General features: G+C 65.8%; 21 protein-coding genes and 1 tRNA gene. 19 read left to right on the forward strand and 3 right to left on the reverse strand.

What is annotated here, in order from left to right:
- Positions 1-11 precede the first annotated feature (11 nt).
- From VFZ97_00130 to VFZ97_00145, 4 genes are read left to right on the forward strand one after another with little or no spacing between them, the layout of a single operon-like run.
- The gene (locus tag VFZ97_00130) at positions 12-1,091 is read left to right on the forward strand and encodes a prephenate dehydrogenase/arogenate dehydrogenase family protein (protein ID HEX6391817.1); all 1,080 of its coding nucleotides are present in this window, start codon (positions 12-14) and stop codon (positions 1,089-1,091) included.
- Positions 1,088-2,365, forward strand: coding sequence for a 3-phosphoshikimate 1-carboxyvinyltransferase (gene aroA, locus VFZ97_00135; GenBank protein HEX6391818.1), 1,278 nt, complete (start codon positions 1,088-1,090; stop codon positions 2,363-2,365). The genes VFZ97_00130 and aroA overlap by 4 nt, the downstream gene beginning before the upstream one ends.
- Positions 2,356-3,003 (forward strand): (d)CMP kinase, encoded by a 648-nt coding sequence (gene cmk, locus VFZ97_00140; protein HEX6391819.1) that lies wholly within the window; start codon positions 2,356-2,358, stop codon positions 3,001-3,003. The genes aroA and cmk overlap by 10 nt, the downstream gene beginning before the upstream one ends.
- Positions 2,993-3,718, forward strand: a complete 726-nt coding sequence (locus tag VFZ97_00145) for a lysophospholipid acyltransferase family protein (GenBank protein ID HEX6391820.1) — start codon at positions 2,993-2,995, stop codon at positions 3,716-3,718. Before cmk ends, VFZ97_00145 begins: the two co-directional genes overlap by 11 nt.
- Before the next feature lie 54 nt (positions 3,719-3,772).
- Here the strand turns inward: VFZ97_00145 and ispH are convergent, their stop codons facing one another.
- On the reverse strand, positions 3,773-4,822 hold the full coding sequence (gene ispH, locus VFZ97_00150; GenBank protein ID HEX6391821.1) for a 4-hydroxy-3-methylbut-2-enyl diphosphate reductase: 1,050 nt from the start codon (positions 4,820-4,822) through the stop codon (positions 3,773-3,775).
- A 152-nt stretch (positions 4,823-4,974) separates the two neighbouring features.
- On the opposite strand from ispH, the gene VFZ97_00155 reads away from it, so the two are divergent.
- The 7 genes from VFZ97_00155 to VFZ97_00185 all read left to right on the forward strand — a co-directional run bounded on the left by VFZ97_00155 (position 4,975) and on the right by VFZ97_00185 (position 9,900).
- Positions 4,975-6,333 carry a DUF512 domain-containing protein gene (locus VFZ97_00155; protein ID HEX6391822.1) on the forward strand — a complete coding sequence of 453 codons (1,359 nt, stop codon included), beginning with the start codon at positions 4,975-4,977 and terminating at the stop codon, positions 6,331-6,333.
- Positions 6,330-7,661, forward strand: a complete 1,332-nt coding sequence (gene der / locus VFZ97_00160) for a ribosome biogenesis GTPase Der (protein HEX6391823.1) — start codon at positions 6,330-6,332, stop codon at positions 7,659-7,661. Before VFZ97_00155 ends, der begins: the two co-directional genes overlap by 4 nt.
- A 60-nt stretch (positions 7,662-7,721) precedes the next feature.
- Complete coding sequence (locus VFZ97_00165) at positions 7,722-8,813, forward strand: PP2C family protein-serine/threonine phosphatase (protein HEX6391824.1); 1,092 nt, start codon at positions 7,722-7,724, stop codon at positions 8,811-8,813.
- A 30-nt stretch (positions 8,814-8,843) separates the two neighbouring features.
- Complete coding sequence (locus tag VFZ97_00170) at positions 8,844-9,044, forward strand: hypothetical protein (GenBank protein HEX6391825.1); 201 nt, start codon at positions 8,844-8,846, stop codon at positions 9,042-9,044.
- A 22-nt stretch (positions 9,045-9,066) separates the two neighbouring features.
- Positions 9,067-9,140, forward strand: a tRNA-Pro gene (locus tag VFZ97_00175).
- An 87-nt stretch (positions 9,141-9,227) separates the two neighbouring features.
- A complete protein-coding gene (locus VFZ97_00180) occupies positions 9,228-9,545 on the forward strand; it encodes a NifU family protein (GenBank protein ID HEX6391826.1) in 318 nt (105 codons plus the stop codon).
- A 7-nt stretch (positions 9,546-9,552) separates the two neighbouring features.
- On the forward strand, positions 9,553-9,900 hold the full coding sequence (locus tag VFZ97_00185; protein ID HEX6391827.1) for a DUF4333 domain-containing protein: 348 nt from the start codon (positions 9,553-9,555) through the stop codon (positions 9,898-9,900).
- A gap of 45 nt (positions 9,901-9,945) precedes the next feature.
- Here the strand turns inward: VFZ97_00185 and VFZ97_00190 are convergent, their stop codons facing one another.
- Together VFZ97_00190 and VFZ97_00195 are read right to left on the reverse strand one after the other, a co-directional pair.
- Complete coding sequence (locus tag VFZ97_00190) at positions 9,946-10,440, reverse strand: MerR family transcriptional regulator (protein ID HEX6391828.1); 495 nt, start codon at positions 10,438-10,440, stop codon at positions 9,946-9,948.
- Positions 10,437-12,236, reverse strand: a complete 1,800-nt coding sequence (locus tag VFZ97_00195; protein ID HEX6391829.1) for an MFS transporter — start codon at positions 12,234-12,236, stop codon at positions 10,437-10,439. Before VFZ97_00195 ends, VFZ97_00190 begins: the two co-directional genes overlap by 4 nt.
- Positions 12,237-12,353: 117 nt before the next feature.
- On the opposite strand from VFZ97_00195, the gene VFZ97_00200 reads away from it, so the two are divergent.
- The 8 genes from VFZ97_00200 to gcvT all read left to right on the forward strand — a co-directional run bounded on the left by VFZ97_00200 (position 12,354) and on the right by gcvT (position 19,731).
- Positions 12,354-12,962, forward strand: coding sequence for a CDP-alcohol phosphatidyltransferase family protein (locus VFZ97_00200; GenBank protein HEX6391830.1), 609 nt, complete (start codon positions 12,354-12,356; stop codon positions 12,960-12,962).
- Positions 12,959-15,463 carry a sugar phosphate nucleotidyltransferase gene (locus VFZ97_00205; GenBank protein ID HEX6391831.1) on the forward strand — a complete coding sequence of 835 codons (2,505 nt, stop codon included), beginning with the start codon at positions 12,959-12,961 and terminating at the stop codon, positions 15,461-15,463. The genes VFZ97_00200 and VFZ97_00205 overlap by 4 nt, the downstream gene beginning before the upstream one ends.
- A 69-nt stretch (positions 15,464-15,532) precedes the next feature.
- Positions 15,533-15,913: a glycine cleavage system protein GcvH gene (gene gcvH / locus VFZ97_00210; GenBank protein HEX6391832.1), complete on the forward strand. Its 381-nt coding sequence runs from the start codon at positions 15,533-15,535 to the stop codon at positions 15,911-15,913.
- 10 nt (positions 15,914-15,923) lie between these two features.
- On the forward strand, positions 15,924-16,421 hold the full coding sequence (locus VFZ97_00215; GenBank protein ID HEX6391833.1) for an FHA domain-containing protein: 498 nt from the start codon (positions 15,924-15,926) through the stop codon (positions 16,419-16,421).
- Between the two features lie 5 nt (positions 16,422-16,426).
- Positions 16,427-17,461: a MerR family transcriptional regulator gene (locus VFZ97_00220; protein ID HEX6391834.1), complete on the forward strand. Its 1,035-nt coding sequence runs from the start codon at positions 16,427-16,429 to the stop codon at positions 17,459-17,461.
- Between the two features lie 57 nt (positions 17,462-17,518).
- Positions 17,519-18,016 carry a bifunctional nuclease family protein gene (locus VFZ97_00225; GenBank protein HEX6391835.1) on the forward strand — a complete coding sequence of 166 codons (498 nt, stop codon included), beginning with the start codon at positions 17,519-17,521 and terminating at the stop codon, positions 18,014-18,016.
- Positions 18,017-18,125: 109 nt separating this feature from the next.
- The gene (locus VFZ97_00230; GenBank protein HEX6391836.1) at positions 18,126-18,605 is read left to right on the forward strand and encodes a MerR family transcriptional regulator; all 480 of its coding nucleotides are present in this window, start codon (positions 18,126-18,128) and stop codon (positions 18,603-18,605) included.
- A gap of 52 nt (positions 18,606-18,657) precedes the next feature.
- On the forward strand, positions 18,658-19,731 hold the full coding sequence (gene gcvT, locus VFZ97_00235; GenBank protein HEX6391837.1) for a glycine cleavage system aminomethyltransferase GcvT: 1,074 nt from the start codon (positions 18,658-18,660) through the stop codon (positions 19,729-19,731).
- Positions 19,732-19,735 lie beyond the last annotated feature (4 nt).

The raw sequence follows: 19,735 nt of genomic DNA on the forward strand, positions 1-19,735 counted from the left end.
GTTCCCAACAAGTGCAGCGGATAGACCCCCAGCGGCAAAGGGCCCAGATCATCGGCACCGGACTCATCGGTGGCTCGATCGGGGCAGGGTTGCGCGCGCGTGGATGGCTGGTCACCGGCTTCGATCTCGACGCCGCGCGTACCGAAAGGGCACTCGAGATCGGCGCAATCGACGCTTCCGGCCGGGATCCCGAGGCACTGATCACGTTCGTCGCCACCCCAGCCGGATCGGCCGTCGACGCCGCGAAGGCGGCCCTCAACTCCGGGTTGGGAGTGGTGACCGACGTGGCCGGCGTGAAAGGACCCATCCTGGATCAGGTAGCCGACCCGCGTTTCGTGGGCGGCCACCCGATGGCGGGATCGGAGCAAGCGGGTGTCGACGGCTCGGACCCCGATATGTTCGAAGGCGCGACCTGGGTCTTGACGCCTACGACTCACACCGATCCAGTCGCCTATTCGACCGTCAGGTCCGTGGTGGCGACCCTCGGCGCCAACGTCGTCGAACTGCCAGCTTCGCGTCACGACGATCTGGTAGCGATGGTGTCCCACGTCCCCCACCTGACCGCAGCCACCCTCATGAACCTTGCCTCGGACGCGGCCCTCGAGCACTCCGCCCTCCTTCGCCTGGCCGCAGGCGGCTTCCGGGACATGACTCGCATCGCGGCGGGGGAACCCGGTATCTGGCCCGACGTGTGTGCCGAGAACAAAGAGGCGATCCTCCACGTACTCGACCAGCTGATTTCGGCACTGGGGGATGTGCGCGAGGTCGTGGCCGGCGCGGAACGGGGCGTGCTCCTCAAAGTTCTCGAGCGCGCCCGCGAAGCTCGGGTCAACCTCCCGGCCGGAGTCCCCGCGGGTGGTGACACCGTCGAAGTCCGCGTTCCAGTGCCAGACAGACCGGGCGTACTCGCCGAGGTGACGACTCTTCTCGGCGAGATGGGCATCAACATCTATGACCTCGAGATCGCCCACAGCGCCGAAGGCGACCGCGGCGTACTCGTACTAGTCATCGACAGCACGGCCGCCGAAGCGACCCGATCGGCCCTTCACTTACGCGACTTCCGTTGCTCGGTTCGTCCTCTCGGATCGTGACCACGTACCTCTCCGAACGGGCCAAGAACGGTTTGAAGGGCCGCCTTCACGTGCCCGGCGACAAGTCGATTTCGCACCGCTGCCTGCTCCTAGCGGCAAAGGCCGACGGAACGTCCACCATTCGCGGGCTCTCCGAAGGGCATGACGTCGCTCACACGCTCGATGCCATTGAAGCCTTCGGTGCCGAGGTCGACCGGTTCGCCACGGGAGCTATTCGTGTCCGGGGCGGATCGCCCAGCGAACCACAGACCGTGATCGACGTCGGGAACTCTGGCACCGGCATCCGGCTGCTGTCAGGTTGGGCCGCCGGGGTCGACGGGGTCACCGTGCTCGTCGGAGACAAGTCGATCGCTCGCCGGCCTATGGATCGGGTGGCTGAGCCATTGCGGCAGATGGGGGCCCGCATCGACGGCCGCGAAGGCGGGCGGTTTCCTCCGCTCGTCGTCCGCGGCGGTTCGCTGCATGGCATCGAGTACCGGGTGCCAGTTCCGAGCGCCCAGGTCAAGGGAGCGGTGCTCCTCGCCGGAATATCCGCTGACGGTGCTACGACAGTCCTGGAAGATGCCACCACAAGGATCCACACCGAAGAACTTCTCGCACAGTGCGGCGCCGACATCTCCGTGTCACCCGGGCGGGTCACAGTGCGCCGATCGGTTCTCTCACCGCTCGACATCGACGTGCCGGGGGATCCTTCTCAGGCGGCGTTCTGGATCGTCGCCGCGTGCGTCACCCCTGGCAGTGACCTGACGGTCGAGCGGGTGTACACCGGTGTCGCGCGAGCCGGTTTCCTCGAGGTCCTCCGTCGGATGGGAGCCGACATTCAAGTGACCGACGAGGACCCCGCCAACTCAACGTCGACGATCCGAGCGCGTTACTCACCGCTCACCTCGACCCGGGTAGACGGAACGGAAGTGCCTACTCTGATTGACGAGATCCCTGTCCTTGCGGTGGCGGCCGCGTTGGCGGATGGCGAGACGGTTTTCGCGGACGCTTCCGAGCTGAAGGTGAAGGAGAGCGACAGGATCGCGAGCACCGTTGCGGCCTTGTCGTCGATCGGGGGAACCGCCGAACCTCGTGACGACGGGCTGGTCGTCTGGGGCTCCGGTGGGAAGCCGCTCGCCGGCGGAGCCGTGGACGCCGCCGGAGACCACCGAATAGCCATGGCTATGGCCGTCGCCGGAATGGCCTCGGCGTCGCGGGTGTCGATCGAGGGTTGGGACTCGGTGATGACGAGCTATCCCGATTTCGAGCAGGACCAACGCAGATGCGCGTGATAGCGATCGACGGCCCGGCGGGATCCGGCAAGTCGACCGTCGCGAAAGCGGTCGCATCGCGTCTCGGGTTGGACTATCTGGACACGGGCGCGATGTACCGGGCCGTAGCCTTTGCCGCGATCCGCAGGGGCATTGATCCCGATGACGCAGAAAGGGTTGCGGAGCTTGCGCGCCAGATCGATCTCGAAGTGGGGGAGTCGGTGAAGGTGGACGGAGCCGACGCCACAATCGAGATAAGAAGCCCCGAAGTGACCCGAGCGGTGAGCGTCGTGGCCGCGAATCCCGCGGTCAGAGCCGAGCTGGTTGCAAGGCAGCGCGAATGGGCGTCCGGGCATGACGGTGGGGTGGTCGAAGGCCGGGACATCGGGACCGTCGTATTTCCGGAAGCGGACGTGAAGGTGTACCTGACCGCGGACGACACCGAGCGGGCGAGCCGGAGAAGCAAGGAAATGCTCGATCTCCAATACGACCAGGTCGCCGCGGATATCGCCCGCCGAGATCATGCCGATTCGACCAGAGCGTCGTCGCCTCTTAGCGTTGCGCCGGACGCAGTCGTGCTCGACACGACCGGCCTAGGAGTAGATGCCGTGGTGACGACCGTTCTCGAGATGGCAGAAAGAACCCGGCGTGACGGTTGAGCCATTGCGCGATCCGAAGCCCGCAAGACCGCTGTCCGCCGACACGCTGCCCGGGTCTTCGTCTTCGCGGATCGCGCTCGCCTGGTACGCGTTCGCCCGGGGCCTGGTCGAGGTGGTCTGCCGCCTCTACTGGCGAGTGGAGATCCGGGGCAAGGTCAACGTGCCGGCCTCGGGGCCATTCGTGATCGCACCAGTCCACAGGTCGAACATCGACACCCTTCTCTCAGGCTGCCTGACCCACAGGCGGATCCGGTTCATGGGCAAGGACAGCCTGTGGAAGTACCAGTGGTCGGGTGCTCTCTTCAGTTCGCTCGGAGCGTTCCCGGTTCATCGGGGCACACCCGATCGGGAGGCTCTTCGCAAGTGCGAAGCTGCGCTCGCAGGTGGCGAACCGGTCGTGTTGTTCCCCGAGGGCACCCGCCAGTCCGGGCCGATCGTGCAGCCCCTGTTCGAGGGAGCCGCGTTCGTGGCGGCGCGGGCCGGGGTCCCCATCCTGCCGGTCGGCATAGGCGGAAGCGAATGGGCGATGCGGAAGGGCAGCAAGCGGATCTCGCCCGTCAAGGTGGTGATGGTCGTCGGCGAGCCGATCCCGGCGCCTGCGCGTTCGGAAGGCTCACGGGTCTCCCGGCGTGCCGTCGCCGAGGTCTCCCAACGGCTGCACTCCACCTTGCAAGACCTCTTTGACGAGGCTCTCAGAGGCGCAGGCCGGGCCTAGGCCTCCGCCTCGGGGACCGTTCCGGGGACTCATGAGCAGTTCCGTAACTCTGGGCTAGTGGGTTAGCCCCGCGAGAGCCATAGCAGCCGACATCTCGCGATCGTCGGGGAGGGGAGTCCCGCCGGCGGTCGGATCGGCCCCGGGCGCCAGTCCGGCGACCGCTGCGGCCGCTGCGAGGTTGCGAACCGAGTCCCGTAGCTCGCGTGGGAGCGGGAAGTACTCGTCCTCGTCGACGGCCCGTACTTCCTCGACACCCTTCCGGGGTGCGAGCTTGGCGATGATCGCTTCGACAACTTCCTCCGGAGCCGACGCGCCGGCGATGACGCCTACGGTACCGGAGACATCGTCGGGCAGCTCGTGGGGGCCGTTGACCCGCAGCACGCGGGGACAACCGGCGGCGATGGCGGTGCGCTCCAGCGCCCGCGTGTTCGACGAGTTCTCCGACCCGATCACCACCACCTCGTCACAGCGGGGGGCGATGGTCTTCAGGGCCTTCTGGCGGTTGGTCGTCGCAAAGCACAGGTCGGACGTACCCGGCACCCACACATCCGGCCAGCGAGTTCGAGCCGCCTCCAGAAGAGCCTCCCATTCATCTACCGCCAAGGTGGTCTGGGCGAGAAAAGCGACCGGACCATCGAAGCTGGGCAGCGCCTCCAACTCTTCAAGGTGCTCTACCCGATGAACCGCGTCTGGAGCGACCGCAGTGGTCCCGATCGCTTCCTGGTGACCCTCGTGGCCGACGTAGACGATGGAGTAACCCTTCCCCGACCTGACCTTCACCTCATGGTGGACCTTCTTCACCAGCGGGCAAACCGCGTTCACGACGGCGCCGCCGCGCTCTCGAGCCGCGGCGACGATCTCGGGAGGGGAACCGTGAGCGGAAAGCATCATCGGTGCGCCCTGGGGCACCTCGGCCACGTCCTCGACGAAGACAACGCCCATCTCGCGGAACCGGTCGACGACAACCTTGTTGTGGACGATCTCGTGGTAGCAGTACACGGGCGGCTCGAACACCCTCGTCATCCACGCCAGTGATTTGATCGCCATCTCCACGCCGGCGCAGAACCCGCGGGGCGACGCGAGCAGCACCTTCTCCACGTTCACGACCCCCAGGCTACCGGGCTGCCGGATCACGGCTTACGGCCGGTGTGGGGTTGGGTCCCCGCGCTCCAGAGGAGGCCAGGTCCCGGCCGGCGGGTCCGCGTGCCGGGTCATTGTGATGGCCGGGCGTGGAACTCACCTATCCTTGAGGGGCCATGTCCATGCCCCGTGTGGTGGCGGTGACCCCTGGGTCGCCAGCCGCCCGGGCCGGTTTCCAGCCAGGCGACGAGATCGCTGCGATGGAAGGCCAGCTCCCCCGCGACATCATCGAATACCAGCTCATCGCCGACCAGGACCGGATCGCGTTCGACGTGCGGCGAGGCGGTCTCGAGTTGTCGCTCGAGGTCGAGCGGAACGGGGCGGAACCGCTCGGGATCGAGGTCGACGCCGCACTCTTCGACCGGGTGCGAACATGCGACAACCACTGCGAGTTCTGCTTCATCCACCAGCTGCCCAAGGGCATGCGCAAGAGCCTTTACACCCGCGACGACGACTATCGCCTGTCGTTCCTGTACGGCAACTTCACGACCCTCACCCGGTTCACCGAGCTCGATCTCGAGAGAGTCGTCACCGAAGGACTGTCCCCGCTGTGGGTGAGCATTCACGCCACAGATCCCGATGTCAGGGCAAGGATGTTGCGCAATCCTCGCGGTGCCACCAGCCTACGGTGGCTACGAGCTCTGCTCGACAACGGAATCGAGATTCACGGACAGATAGTCGTCTGTCCCGGAGTCAACGACGCGGCGATACTCGACGACACGCTCGCCGGTGTCCTCGACCGATACCCGGAGCTGGCCAGCATCGCTTGCGTCCCTCTCGGAGTGAGCCGTTTCAACAACGAGCCGGCGATGCGGCCGCACACAAAGGACGAAGCCGAACGGGTCGTGGACCTGGTTGAGAGCTGGCAGGAGACCTTCCTCCTGGCTCTCGGCCGGCGTCTCGTGTACGCCGCCGACGAGTACTACCTGTTGGCCGGCCGCCCCTTTCCCACGATCGAGACCTACGGCGCGGTTGCTCAGCACGAAAACGGTGTCGGCATGGCCGCAGCCTTCGAAGCTCGGTTCCGAGGGCGTCTCGAGGCTCCCGAGGGCGGACCGGGCGGCTTCTTCCAGTCGGTCGACGGTGCGCCGGCGGCCGGCTACCGCGCCCCTCGCACCAACGGCCTGAACATTGCCCCGTCGAAGGAGGCGCCGGTCACCGTGGTCACCGGTGTTTACGGAGCCCGCGTGCTCGCGCCGTTGATAGCCGAAGTAGCGCCGGACGCCGAGGTGATGGCGATCACGAACTCCTTCTTCGGGGGCAACACCGGCGTCGCCGGCCTTCTAACCGGGTCAGACCTCACCGTGGCCCTCAGCAACGCGCCGATCGGTCGCCGCTACCTCCTGCCAGACGTATGCCTGTCGAGCGGGCGTTTCCTCGACGGCATCGCGCTGACTGATCTTCCCCGTCACGTCGAGGTCGTTGCATCCGACGGGGCGGCCTTGCGCGCCGCGCTCGTCGGAAGCTCCAAATGAAAAAGGACTCCGGGTCGGCGACTACCGCTGTCTCCACACGGCCGGTCGTCGCAGTGGTCGGGAGGCCGAACGTCGGAAAGAGCACCCTGGTCAACAGGATCGTCGGTCGTCGCGAGGCGATCGTGGAAGAGCAGCCCGGTGTAACCCGCGATCGGAAGTTTCTCGATGCCGAATGGGCGGGAAGAGAGTTCACCGTCGCCGACACGGGCGGTTGGCTGGCGGCAGGCAGCACGCTCGACGCGCAGGTGAGTGCTCAGAGCGAGCGGGCGGTGAAGGATGCCGATGTGGTTGTTTTCGTCATCGACACATCAGTGGGCATCACTGACGAGGATGCGAAGGTCGCAGAACTGCTTCGACGGACGGGGCGACCGGTTGTCGTCGTTGCCAACAAGGTGGACGGCGAGAGCCGCGACGCCGACGCGTGGGTATTTGCAAGGCTCGGACTCGGGGACCCAATTCCGGTCAGCGCGATTCACGGCAGAGGGACAGGGGACATGCTGGACGCGGTGGTGGCTCTTTTTCCTCAGCCACGTGCGCAGCCGGAGGACGAGCCGGCCACGAATGCGCCGTCGGTCGCGATCGTCGGCCGACCTAACGTCGGCAAGTCGACTCTGTTCAACCGGCTCATCGGCGACGAGCGCTCAGTGGTTCATGACGTTCCCGGAACGACCCGTGACTCGGTTGACACGCTCGTATCAACGCCTGATGGCGACATCCGCTTCATCGACACGGCCGGCATGCGCCGGCGAGCCAAGGAAGCCGAGGGTGCGGAGTACTACTCACTGGTGCGCGCGTTGCAAGCCTTGGACCGGGCCCAGGTTGCGCTGTTGGTGATCGACGCTACCGACGGTGTTACCAAGCAGGACCAGCGCCTGGCCGAACGCGTGGACGCTTCCGGCAGCCCGATCGTCATCCTCCTCAACAAGTGGGAGTTGCTCGACTCAGAGCGGCGCACAGAGGTCACCTCAGAGGTCGAGGACCGGCTTGGGTTCCTTTCCTACGCCCCGGTGCTGAAGATCAGCGCTCGCACCGGTCTGGGCGTCCACAAACTCCTTCCGGCGCTGCTCGACGCCATGGATGCTTCGGGAAAGCGGGTGCCGACAGCCGAGCTGAACCGGGTGATCGCGCTCGCACAGTCGGCGCACCGGTCACCCGGAGGCCGGATCCTGTACGCGACCCAGGGCGGGACAGACCCTCCCACCTTCACCCTCTTTGCCACCAAATCGGTGCCGGCTCCCTACCTGCGCTACCTGGAACGGCGCCTCAGAGAGCACTTTGCATTCGGTGCTACGCCGATCGTTTTCAGGGTTCGGCGTCGCGCGAGTTAGCCCCAGGAACTTAACACCGCATTGAAATAGCAGGGACGTCCTTCGGATAGCGTTTTGGGCATGTTCACGCAGCCGTGGCTGGCCGCGGCGGCGGTGTTTTGTGCGATAGCCGCCGCGCTTTGGGGGCGGGCAGCGGCCCGCCTGGCGCGCGCGGCGCGCCGAATCGAGGCCGAGACGGCGTCATCTTCCCACGGCCGCGACGCGGCCGAGCTGGCCCGCTCGGCGTTCGACAAGGACCTCCACACCGCGATCCTGTACTCGATCCTGACCGTCGCCCTGGCGGTGGCATCCTGGTCGCGTTCGGTCTGGTACGAGCTGCCGTTGTTGGCGGTGAGCATCCCGGTTGTTGTGTCGATTCGTTACGCGCCGCGCTTTTTCGACGAGGCCCGACTCGCGGAGAACAGGGCGATGCTGGAGCGCCGCGCGGAGGAGGTACTTGCCCAGGAGCAGCTCGCCCCACGTCGATGGGCGGACCGGTTGGCGCCCGAAAGCCTTCCGCACATCGAGGGTTTCGATCTAGGGCGGGTGTACGAGCCGGGAACCGGGATGATGGCCGGGGACTTCTACGACGTGTTCGTTACCGGCCCCGGACGAATGGCTGTTGTGATCGGCGACGTTGCGGGGCACGGGATCGAACCGTCGATCACCGCCTTCCAGGTGAAGTACCTGTTGCGTACGTTCCTGCGGCAGTACCGCGACCCGGCGCAGGCCCTGGAAGAGCTGAACAAGTTGATGTCGACGGGGAGCAGGCCGGAGGATCTGGTGTCGGTGTGTGTCGTCGTCTTCGACAGCGATGCCGGCACGTTGCGGCATGCTTCGGCGGGGCATCCGCCTGCGTGGCTGTGGCAGGACTCCGAGATGCGTTCGCTACGGGCGACGGGGCCGCTTCTGACGCTCGACCCGATCGCCGGGTACTACTCGAGGGAACTGCCGTTGACGAGCGGCGACCTCCTCGTGCTTTACACCGACGGTCTAGCCGAGGCGCGCTCGGGCGGCCAAGTGTTCGGCGAGGACCGGATCGCCGCGCTCATCCGGCGCGACCCTGGACAGGACACGACCATCCTCTGCAAGTCGCTTCTCGAAGCGGCCCGCGACTTCGCATCCGAGCCGCTGAGCGACGATGTGGCGATCCTGGCGGTGCGCCGGATCTAGATTTTTTCAAGCGGCGGTACCTTTGAACCGGTGCCTTGGTGCGACGACTGCAGCAAGTTCTGGAACGACGAGACCCTGGGCGAAGAACGGATATGTCCGAGTTGTGGCCGGGTCCTCGTCGCCCCCCGCAAGGGGGTCCCATGGCACTTCAAGCTGATGCTGGCAGCCTTGGCCGTGTACATGGTGTACCGGATCTACTGGCTCATCGAGTGGCTTCCCAAGCACATCTAACGGACTAGGGTCGTAGTCCCACCGGGCGGTGGCGCAGTTTGGTAGCGCACCAGACTGGGGGTCTGGGGGCCGCGGGTTCAAGTCCCGCCCGCCCGACAGGAATGGCCCCGGGGCGCGATCCCCGGGGCCGACTGTTGCGAGGTCAACTGCCGCGAGGCCGCCTCCTCCTGGCAGAATGGAGACGTGATTACCGACGACGAACGTGCTCAGCGCCTCGCCAATCTCAATGAGCTGATGGACCTCATGCGCCCGGCCGTCCAATCCGACGGTGGCGACCTGGTGCTGGTGAGCGCTGACGTCGAGTCCGGCGTCGTCGAAGTGCAGCTGCAGGGCTCATGCTCCTCATGCGCAATCAGCAGCACGACGCTTCAGGCCGGAGTGGAGCGGATTCTGAAAGAGCGTCTCGACTGGGTCACCGAAGTGATCGGGGGCGTGGACGAGGACATCGACTGGGAGACCTCGGCCGCGATGGGCCGCGGCGGGTACACCCCGGCCTGGTAGCCACCGAGTGGCGACGGCCGCCGGCCCCCGGCGCAATCGCTTCGTCCCCGGAGTCATCGCTCTCGCCGCTCTTTTGGCCATAGGGATCATCTTCGGCGCCGGCGCCGACCTGACCCATCCAAGTCCGCACTCACTTAGCGGCCGTGATATCTCATCTCAGATCGAGCTCGGCATCCAGACCGAGAAAGGGCTCACCAACCTGCCCACGGTCACCTGCCCGTCGTCCGAACCGGTGAAGGCCGGGCTCAGCTTCGAATGCTCCGTCACCGGCCTCCCTAGGGCGGGAGCATCGAACGTCGAAGTAACCGAAATGGACGGCAGGGGACATTTGCGCTGGCAGCTCGTCTCTCCCTGACCGCCGCTTCCGTCGCCTCCGCCGCTTCGGTCGCTGACGAGCCGGTCAGACCTTGACCGTGCCGCTGATCTCTGTCAGCAACCGGCTGACGCGGGTTCTCGACGTTTCGAGCTCGGCGCGGAAGTCATGCAAAGCAGCGAGCTTGGCGTCGACGGTTCGCATGAGCTCTTCGCGGACCTCGAGCGCCTGGCGCAGAAGGTCCCGACGTCGTGGCGACCCTTCCGACGCTGCGTGGTACTGCTCCTTTATCGCGGCGAGCCGATCGTCGCTGTCGAGGATGACCCTGATCTCGTCGAGGTTGAACCCGAGGAGAGACTGCAGATCTCGGATGCGCCGGACCCTGTCCAAGTCGGACGGTGCGTAGCGGCGCATCCCTCCGGGGGTGCGCCCGGTCGGCTTCAGCAGACCGATCTGCTGGTAGTAACGAAGCGCTCGCTCGGAAACGCCGCATTCCGCCGCGGCGCGGCTGATGCCCAGCATTTCGATGTCGGGAATCGCCGCATCGGGTGTGGCGACCTTGGGCCTCCGTGAAGAAGTCAATCCGATGCTCCTTCAAGAGCTGCGCTGTTGAAAGCCTCCACCTCAACGCTCGCCGCGGCCACCTCGCCTGCGCCGGCGAGTCCCTCTCCTATCTCCGCCGACAACGTCTCACGCTGGTGCACGTATTGCGCCCCGCGCAGGACCGACGCCACCGCAGCGACCAGGGTGACCGCCGCCGCGAAGTAGAGCGCGAGATGCAGACCGTGAGCGAACGGGGAAGAGATCAATCGCGGGAAGAACTCACGGCCGGTGAGGTACGCGGCCTTCGAATGGGGGAGAGCGGTCAGAACGCCCGTGTGACCGAGCTCGATCTGAACCGCGTTGTACCCCAGAAAGGCGGAGAACAGGGCGCCGATCGGCGGAAGCGACGCCACCGACCGGGCGGCACCGGCTGGCACTCCCTGGGCCACCAGCCCGCTGTACAGATGCGAGGGAAGGCTGGCGGCCAGTCCGAGCGTGATGACCGTGAAGAACGCTCCCATCGACAGGACGTTCGCCGAGTTCTGGAAGGTGGTCAGCATTCCAGCTCCCACACCGCGTTGGCTCGCCGGGAGACTGTTCATCACCGCCGCCTGGTTCGGAGAAAAGAACATCCCGGCACCCAGAGCCCAAACGAGGATCAGAACCGCAAATGCGAGGTAGGAAAAGTTGATCGGGAGCAGGTTCATCAGGATGAAGGCAAGTCCGCTGATCGCGAGCCCCGCGGTCGCGAACGGTCGTGCCCCGAAGCGATCCGAGAGCACTCCTGATATCGGGCCGGATGCGAGAAAGCCGACGGTCATCGGGATCATGTAGATGCCCGCCCACAAGGGAGTCTGGTCGAAGCTGTAGCCGTGGAGCGGCAGCCAGATGCCCTGTAGCCAGATGATCAGGACGAACTGAAGCCCGCCTCTGCCCATGGCGCCGAACGCCCCCGCGACCGAGCCGGCGGTGAACGCACGGATCCGGAACAGATGGAGCCTGAACATCGGCTCCGGAACCCTGAACTCTATGAAGACGAAGAGCACCAGCAGGACGATTCCCGCCGCGATCGTCGCGTCGACGAAGGGATTGGTCCAGCCCATGGTGTGGTGGCCGTAGGGCTGGATGGAGTACACGATTCCGACGAGCAGGAGAATCAACCCCAACGCGAATGTGATGTTCCCGGCCCAGTCGATACGCGAGGGGGTGCGAACCCCGTTGTCGTGCAGCTTCAGGTAGGCCCAGATGGTCGCAAACAGCCCGACCGGGACGGACACCAGAAATACGAGCCGCCACTCGACTGGGGCTAGGAGGCCCCCGAGGATCAACCCGATAAAAGATCCGCTCACGGCAGCGACGCCGTTGATGCCCATCGCCATCCCGCGCTCGTTGGGTGGGAACGCATCAGTGAGGATCGCGCTCGAGTTCGCGAAGAGCAGGGCCCCACCTACTCCTTGAAACACCCGCATGACGATCAGCCAGATCGCCGCGACGGTGCCGGTCATCCACGTGACGGACAGGAGTATCGAAAAGAAGGTGAAGACCGCGAAGCCGAGGTTGTACATCCGGACCCGGCCGAACATGTCGCCGATACGCCCGAAGCTCACCACCAGGACCGCGGTGACGAGCAGGAAACCCATCAGCATCCAAAGGAGGTACGAGGTGTTGGCGGGTCCCAGCGGGTCGAGGTGGATTCCCTGGAAGATGTTCGGGAGCGAGATCAGCAGGATCGACTGGTTGATCGTCACCATCAACACGCCGAGCGTCGTGTTCGACAGGGCGATCCACTTGTAGCGCGGGTTCTGCTCAGCCCGCGGGGGGGACCGGTCTGCCATCATCGACCAGGTTACCTCGAACTCTTACGTCAACGTCAGATTGGTTCTCGGAATCGCACCAGCGTGAGTTCGTCCCCTAACCAGCAAACCGGGGTCTCGCGACCGTAGACTCCCGGCATGGTCGCCCAGTCGCGGGAGGAGAGCCGGATCCTCACCGTGCCGAATCTGGTGACCCTTCTCCGGCTTCTCTGCATACCTCTTTTCGTCCTTCTGATCGCGCGACCGCACCGAGCCGGCTGGTATCCGGCCGCACTCCTGCTCGGCGTTCTCGGCGCAACCGATGGGGTCGACGGCTACGTCGCCCGTCACTTCAACCAGGTGTCCACACTCGGCAAGGTGCTGGACCCGATCGCTGACAGGTTGCTGCTCGGGGTCGCCGCGATAGCGATCATCGCGGTCGGGGCGATACCCCTGTGGGTTGCGGTTATCGCGCTGAGCCGCGAGGCGCTGGTCGCCGGCGGTTTCCTCTTTGTCGCCGCGGCCGGAGGGCGGCGCATGGACGTCCAATGGGCGGGCAAGGCCGGCACCTTCGGGATGATGTTCGCGTTTCCGCTGTTTCTAGCCGGGCACGCCAACGACAGCTGGCACTCGGTTGCCGAAGCACTCGCCTGGATCGCCGTCATTCCCGCTCAGGCGCTCGGTTGGTACGCCGCAGTCACTTACCTGCCCAAGGCGCGTGCAGCGCTCGCGGAAAGCCGCAATGAGCGGGAGGGGGCGCCCGCGTGAAGGCCGTGATCATGGCGGGCGGAGAGGGGACCCGACTGCGGCCGCTTACCAGCAACCAACCGAAGCCGATGATGCCGATCGCCAACCGGCCGATGATGGAGCACATCGTCGAGCTGCTCAAGAAGCACGCCCTGCATGACATCGTCGTCACTGTCGCTTACCAGGCGAACGCGATCAGGACCTACTTCGGGGACGGCTCGGAGTTCGGCGTCAAGATGGTGTACGCGACCGAAGAGAACCCCCTCGGCACTGCCGGCTCGGTCAGGAACGCGATGGCCGAGTTGACGGAAACGTTCCTGGTCATCTCGGGCGACGTGCTGACGGATATCGATCTGGGCGCGATCGTCGAATACCACCGTGAGAAGAAGGCTCTCGCGACGATCGGGCTGAAGGCGATGGAGAACCCCCTCGACTTCGGGATCGTAATCACCAAAGAAGACGGCGCCGTCGAGCGGTTCCTCGAAAAGCCGAGCTGGGGCCAGGTCTTCTCCGACACCATTAACACCGGCGTTTACGTGCTCGAACCCGACGTCTTCGAGTACATCCCGCCAGAGAAGCCGGTCGACTTCTCGTCCGATGTCTTCCCGAAGCTGCTCGACGACGGGCGACCGATATTCGGCTATGTAGCCGAGGGTTACTGGGAGGACGTCGGCACGCTCGACGCGTACGTCAAGGCGCACCAGGACGTACTCGACGCGCAGGTCGGACTTGAGATCCCCGGATTCCGGCTGGGCGAAGGAGTATGGCTCGGAGAGGGATCCGAGATCGACCCGGCCGCCACTGTCGATGGGCCGGCGATCATCGGTGACTACTGCAGGGTCGAGGCCGGAGCTCGTCTTGCCGAATACACAGTTCTCGGTTCCAACGTGCGAGTCGGACCCGACGCGTTCATCGAACGGTCGGTCGTCCACGACAATGTGTACCTGGGTGCCGGCGTCCGACTCCGCGGTGCCGTCGTGGGCCGGTCGAGCGACCTGCGTCGAGGCGCCCGTCTCGAAGAAGGCGTCGTATTGGGGGACGAATGCTTCGTCGGAGACCACGCCGTTATCAACCCCGGCGTCAAGGTCTACCCGTTCAAGACCGTCGAGCACGGCGCGATCGTCAACTCGTCGATCGTCTGGGAATCGCGCGGCGCCCGGAACCTCTTCGGCCGGCTCGGGGTCGCAGGTCTCGCCAACGTCGACATCTCGCCACAGCTGGCCTTGCGGCTTGCCATGGCGTACGGGACCACCATGAAGAAGGGCTCCACGGTGGTCGCATCCCGAGACACGAGCCGCGCCTCGCGGGTCCTGAAACGAGCGATGATGGTCGGCCTCAACGCCGCGGGCGTCGACGTCGCGGACCTCGAAGTGGCCACCGTTCCAGTGACCCGGTTCGGCGTCCGAATCGAAGGAGGCGCCGGCGGCCTGACCGTGCGTCTGGCCCCCGATGATCCCCAGTCGGTCGTGATCCGCTTCTTCGACTCCGGCGGGATCGACATTTCCGAAGCGACCCAGAAGAAGATCGAACGCCTCTTCTACCGGGAGGACTACCGGCGCTCGCTCGCCGGCGAGATCGGCGATATCCGGTTCCCGGTGCGCACCGCGGAGTTCTACACGGCGGTGCTCATCGAGAACGTAGACGTCGAAGCGGTGAAAGCGGCCCGTTTCAAGGTCGTGCTGGACTACGCGTACGGCGCGGCGAGCTTTGTCATGCCGAACGTTCTGGCCAAGCTCGGGGCGGAGGTCCTGTCCGTCAACCCGTACGCGTCAACCCGTCAGTCGCTCACCTTCGATCGTTGGGAGCACGCCGAGCAGGTCTCCGACCTGGTTCGCGCGTCCGGCGCCCACTTGGGGGCAGTGATCGACACCGACGGGGAATACGTCACCTTCGTCGACGACAACGGCCATGTTCTCAGCGACGACCAGGGGCTCATGGCACTGCTGCGTCTGGTGCTCGACGACGCACAGCGAAGGGGGGGCCCGCCTCCGACCGTCGCGTTACCCGTCTCGGTCGGCAGGGCGGTGGAGCGGATGTGCGACGACGCGGGTGCGACTCTCCTTTGGACCAAGCTGTCGACCCCTCATCTCATGGAGATCGCTTCCCGGCCCGGAGTCCGGTACGCGGCCAGCCAGGAGGGCGGGTACATCTTCCCGGCTTTCCTACCGGCCTACGACGCGGTCGCCGCTCTGGTCGACACTCTCGCCCTGATGGCGGGGGTGCGGCGCCGGATGTCGGAGGTCGTGGCCGAGCTGCCATCGGTGCGGGTCGCTCACGAGGCCGTGGTCACCCCGTGGGAGAAGAAGGGGCTCGTGATGCGGATGGTCATGGAGTGGGCCAAGGACCGTGACCTGCTTCTCGTCGATGGAGTGAAGGTTCTCCATGACGACGGCTGGGCTTTGGTTTTCCCCGACGCCGAGGAGCCTCTGACGCACGTGTGGGCGGAGGCGTCCTCGGATGCCGACGCCCGCGCGCGAGCGCAGGAGTACGCGCGACGGATCCGCAATCTGCTGCGTTCTTGACCTGGCGACCCGGTCCCCTCGAACGGCATTGGGAGCAGCCTGCGCACGCGTCCAGTAAGTTCCGGGTCCATGATTGTCCCTGACGAGCTGCGCTACACCTCGGACCATGAATGGGCTCGCCTGGAAGGGGACCTCATTCGCATAGGTATCACGGATTACGCGCAGGACGCTCTCGGCGACGTCGTCTTCGTGCAGCTCCCCGAACCCGGGGCCAGCGTGACCGAGGGAGATTCGTTCGCTGAGGTGGAGTCGACGAAGTCGGTTTCAGACGTCTACTCGCCGGTCGCGGGCACGGTGGTGGAGGTGAACGCGGAACTGGGCGACGCGCCCCAACGGCTCAACGAGGACCCCTACGGCGAGGGATGGATCTGCGTTATCCGCCCAGCGGACGCCGCCTCATTCGACAACCTGTTGGACGCCGATGGATACCGCAAGCTGACCGAGAGCTGACGATCTGGTAGTGGCGTCGATCTTCTGCAATCGCTGCGGGCACCGCAATCCCGATAACGCCAACTTCTGCTCCTCCTGTGGGGCCGTTCTAGAACACCCGGACCCGGACAGGACCGTCACGACAATCACGCTGTCACCGGTGGAAGCGGCCGGAGAGGTGGGCGACGAGGAGGTGACCGTCTCGGTGGCCGACGTCCCGCTCGAGATTGGAATGCTGGTCGTTCGCAGGGGACCGAATGCCGGTTCCCGGTTCGCGCTCGGCGTAGGAACGACGACGATCGGGCGCCACCCCGACAGCGATATTTTTCTCGATGACGTGACCGTTTCGAGGCGCCATGCCGAGATTCGCAGCGAGAACCGATCGTTCAGGGTGAGCGACGTCGGGTCTCTCAACGGCACCTACGTCAACCGCGAGCGCATCGATCAGACGACCGAACTCCATAGTGGCGACGAGGTGCAGATAGGTAAGTTCAGACTCGTTTTCTTGTTCGAGGTTCGAGGCCGGTAGGCGCCATGCCGGAGAGGTCACACTTGTCGATAGGGGAGGTCCTTTCGCTTCTGCGCGAGGAGTTTCCCGACGTGACCATCTCGAAGATACGTTTCCTCGAAAGCCAGGGCCTGGTCGATCCAGAGCGGACTCCGTCTGGTTACAGAAAGTTCTACGACCAGGACGTCGAGCGGCTCCGCTGGATACTCCGCCAGCAACGGGAGCACTTCCTTCCGCTGAAGGTCATACGCGGGAGGCTCAGCGAAGGAACCGGGGGGGCGGACAACGGGACCGGTGTCCACCGTTCCCACACGTCCCACACGTCCCGCCCGGATCCGGCCGACAGAGGGGAGACGCCGCACCTTCCGGGACTCGCCCCACCGTCAACGGCTGCGCCCGCGTCACCGGGCGGAGAGACCCGCCGGACCGAGGTCCTCACCCACGAGCCGAGTCCCCACCGAGAAACGAACGTCCGCACGGGCGCCGAAACGGCAGCGGCGACCGCGACCGACGAGGGCCTGCCGGGCGGCGAGACCCAGCGGGAGCCGGCCAGGACGCCGGCTCCGGCGCCACGGCGGGAACCGTCCTCGCCGACGGGCCCGGCTCAGCGAACATCAGCCGAACCCACATCCCGCGAGGCGCCGGCGCCTGCGAGGGCGCACCGCGGGCACGAGGATCACGATCACGAGAGCTACAGCGCCGACGAGCTGGCGGCGGCAGCCGGCGCCACTCCAGAACTGGTTACCGAGCTCAAGCAGTACGGGCTGATCATTTCGCACACGGTCGTCGCCGGAACGCCGTACTTCGATGAGACCGCAATGGCCGTCACCCGCGCCGCGGTGGGATTCGCCAGTCACGGAGTCGAAGCGCGGCACCTCCGAGCTTGGCGCAACTCGGCGGACAGAGAGGCCGCGCTTTTCGAGCAACTGATCATGCCGTTGCTCCGCCAGCGAAACCCCCAAGCCCGCCGCCAGGCGGTGGACACGGTCGCCGACCTCGCCCGCCTTGGAGGAGAGCTCCGGGAAGCGCTGTTGCAACGGGCTCTTCGGGACATTCGCTGACTTCCAGGGGCCGCCACCAACCGCCGCGGCCAGGGTAACGTTCAGATCATGGTGGAGATGCACCTGAGCGCTGTCCGGGTGGAGCTGCCTAGTAACACTCCGATACTGCTGTTGCAGGAGGTACAGGGCTCACGTCGCACGCTGCCGATCTATATCGGTCCGGCAGAGGCCCAAGCGATCGCGTTCGCGCAGCAGGGGGTCGAAACTCCCCGGCCGATGACGCACGACTTGATGAAGAACCTGCTCGACGAGGTTGGGGCCCAGGTCGAGCGGATCGTGATCACCGAACTCAGGGACCGGACCTTCTACGCGGAGATCCACCTCGTCGTCGCGGGGCAGCGCCGGGTCGTTTCCGCCCGTCCGTCGGATGCGGTCGCCCTCGCCGTTCGGGTGGACACAACGATCTTCGCCGAGGAAGAACTGCTCGACGCCGAGGGGATCGTCCTGCCCGCAGAGGACGAAGACGAAGAGGACGGGGCGGTCGAGGCGGACGAGCTCGTGTCCGAATTCCGCCAGTTCATAGAGGGCGTTCGCCCCGAGGACTTCGAGTCCTAGATCGCAACCGGCTGGAGTCCGAATTCGCCCTGTTACGGGGCCTTGCAATCCCAACGCCCGTGGGCCACACTGTCGTAACTACTCGTCTGTGATCCCCGGGAGGGCGGAGATGCAATCAGTCGAACCGGACGGGGAGGCCGGCTTCCGGGGGCCCCAAGTTTGCTCGATCGTGGGCATCACCTACCGCCAACTGGACTACTGGGCCCGCACGGGGCTCCTTCATCCGTCCATCAGCGAGGCAAAGGGGAGCGGCTCCCAGCGGGTCTACTCGTACACCGATCTCGTTCAGCTAAAAGTGATCAAGAGGCTCCTCGACTCCGGGGTGTCCCTCCAGGCCGCCCGCAAGGCCATCGAGTGCCTCCGTTCGACCGGCGAGGATCTCGCCACCGCGAATCTGGTCATCGACGGCCGCCGCTCAGTTCTCGCACATTCCGGCGAGGAGATCATCGACATCCTCAAGGGCGGCCAGACGGTCCTGAACATCGTTCCTCTCGGAGGCGTGGTCTCCGAGATAGCTGCAGCGATCACCGAGCTCCAGCTCGATCGACCGAATCTCGGCGCCGGTCGCAAAGCAGTTCACGGAGCCTGAGCACCACTTCGCACCCACGGGATCAGCTCCGGGAGCCTCTAGGCTGCCCCGAGTGACCGATTCGGAACCGTCGCTCCGGCATTCTCCTCTCGACGCGGCTCATCGCACACTTGGAGCGAAGATGGTCCCGTTCGGCGGCTGGGAAATGCCGCTCTCATACGCCGGCGGGACGATCGCAGAGCACATGGCGTGCCGAAACGATGCCGTTGTTTTCGATGTCAGCCACCTCGGCACGGTCCGTCTCTCCGGACCGGACGCGCGGACGGTTCTGCAGTCGACCCTCACCAACGACCTCGCCAAGATCGGCCCGGGCCGCGCGCAGTACACGCACCTGCTCGATGAGACCGACGGTTCCGTGCTCGACGACATCATCGTCTGGTGGGTCGAGGAGGAGTCATTCGATGTGATGCCCAACGCGTCGAACACCGCGAGGGTTCGGTCGGCAATCGGTGGGAGGGACGTCACGGCCGAGCGGGCCGTCCTTGCGGTACAGGGCCGGAACGCCCGCGAGCGTCTCGCGGTCGTCTCCAAGGACGCCGCCAACGTCGGCAGGTTTCGGGTTACCCAGTTCAGCTGGTCCGGCTACGAATGCGTCGCCGCCGGCACCGGCTACACCGGCGAGGACGGGGTCGAGTGCAGGCTGCCGGCCGACGCGGCGCCGGCGTTCTGGGAGACTCTCCTCGGCACCGGGATCCTCCCGGCCGGGCTGGGCGCCCGCGACACCCTGCGGCTCGAAGCGGCACTTCCGCTGCACGGCCACGAGCTCGGCCCGGGAATCACACCACTGCAGGCCGGGCTCGAGTGGGTCGTGTCGTGGACCAAGCCGGAAGGTTTCCGGGGGAAGGTGGCGCTCGAGCGCGAAAAGAAATCAGGCGTCTCGCGACATCTCGCCGGGCTGGCGACCGAGGGCCGGCAGCCCCCGCGCGCCGGAGCGACGGTGCTCGTGGACGGCCGGCCCGCCGGCGAGGTCACCAGCGGCAACTTCTCCCCGGTCCTTGGTCACGGGATTGCGCTCGCCTTCCTGCCCCCGTCGGTGGGGGAGGGCACTGACGTAAAGGTCGAGCTTCGCGGGAGACCGCTCCGCGGGAACGTCGTAAAGCTTCCATTCGTACAGAAGAAGGGTTAGGACA

It is taken from the genome of Acidimicrobiales bacterium (assembly GCA_036378675.1).
GTDB lineage: Bacteria > Actinomycetota > Acidimicrobiia > Acidimicrobiales > Palsa-688 > DASUWA01.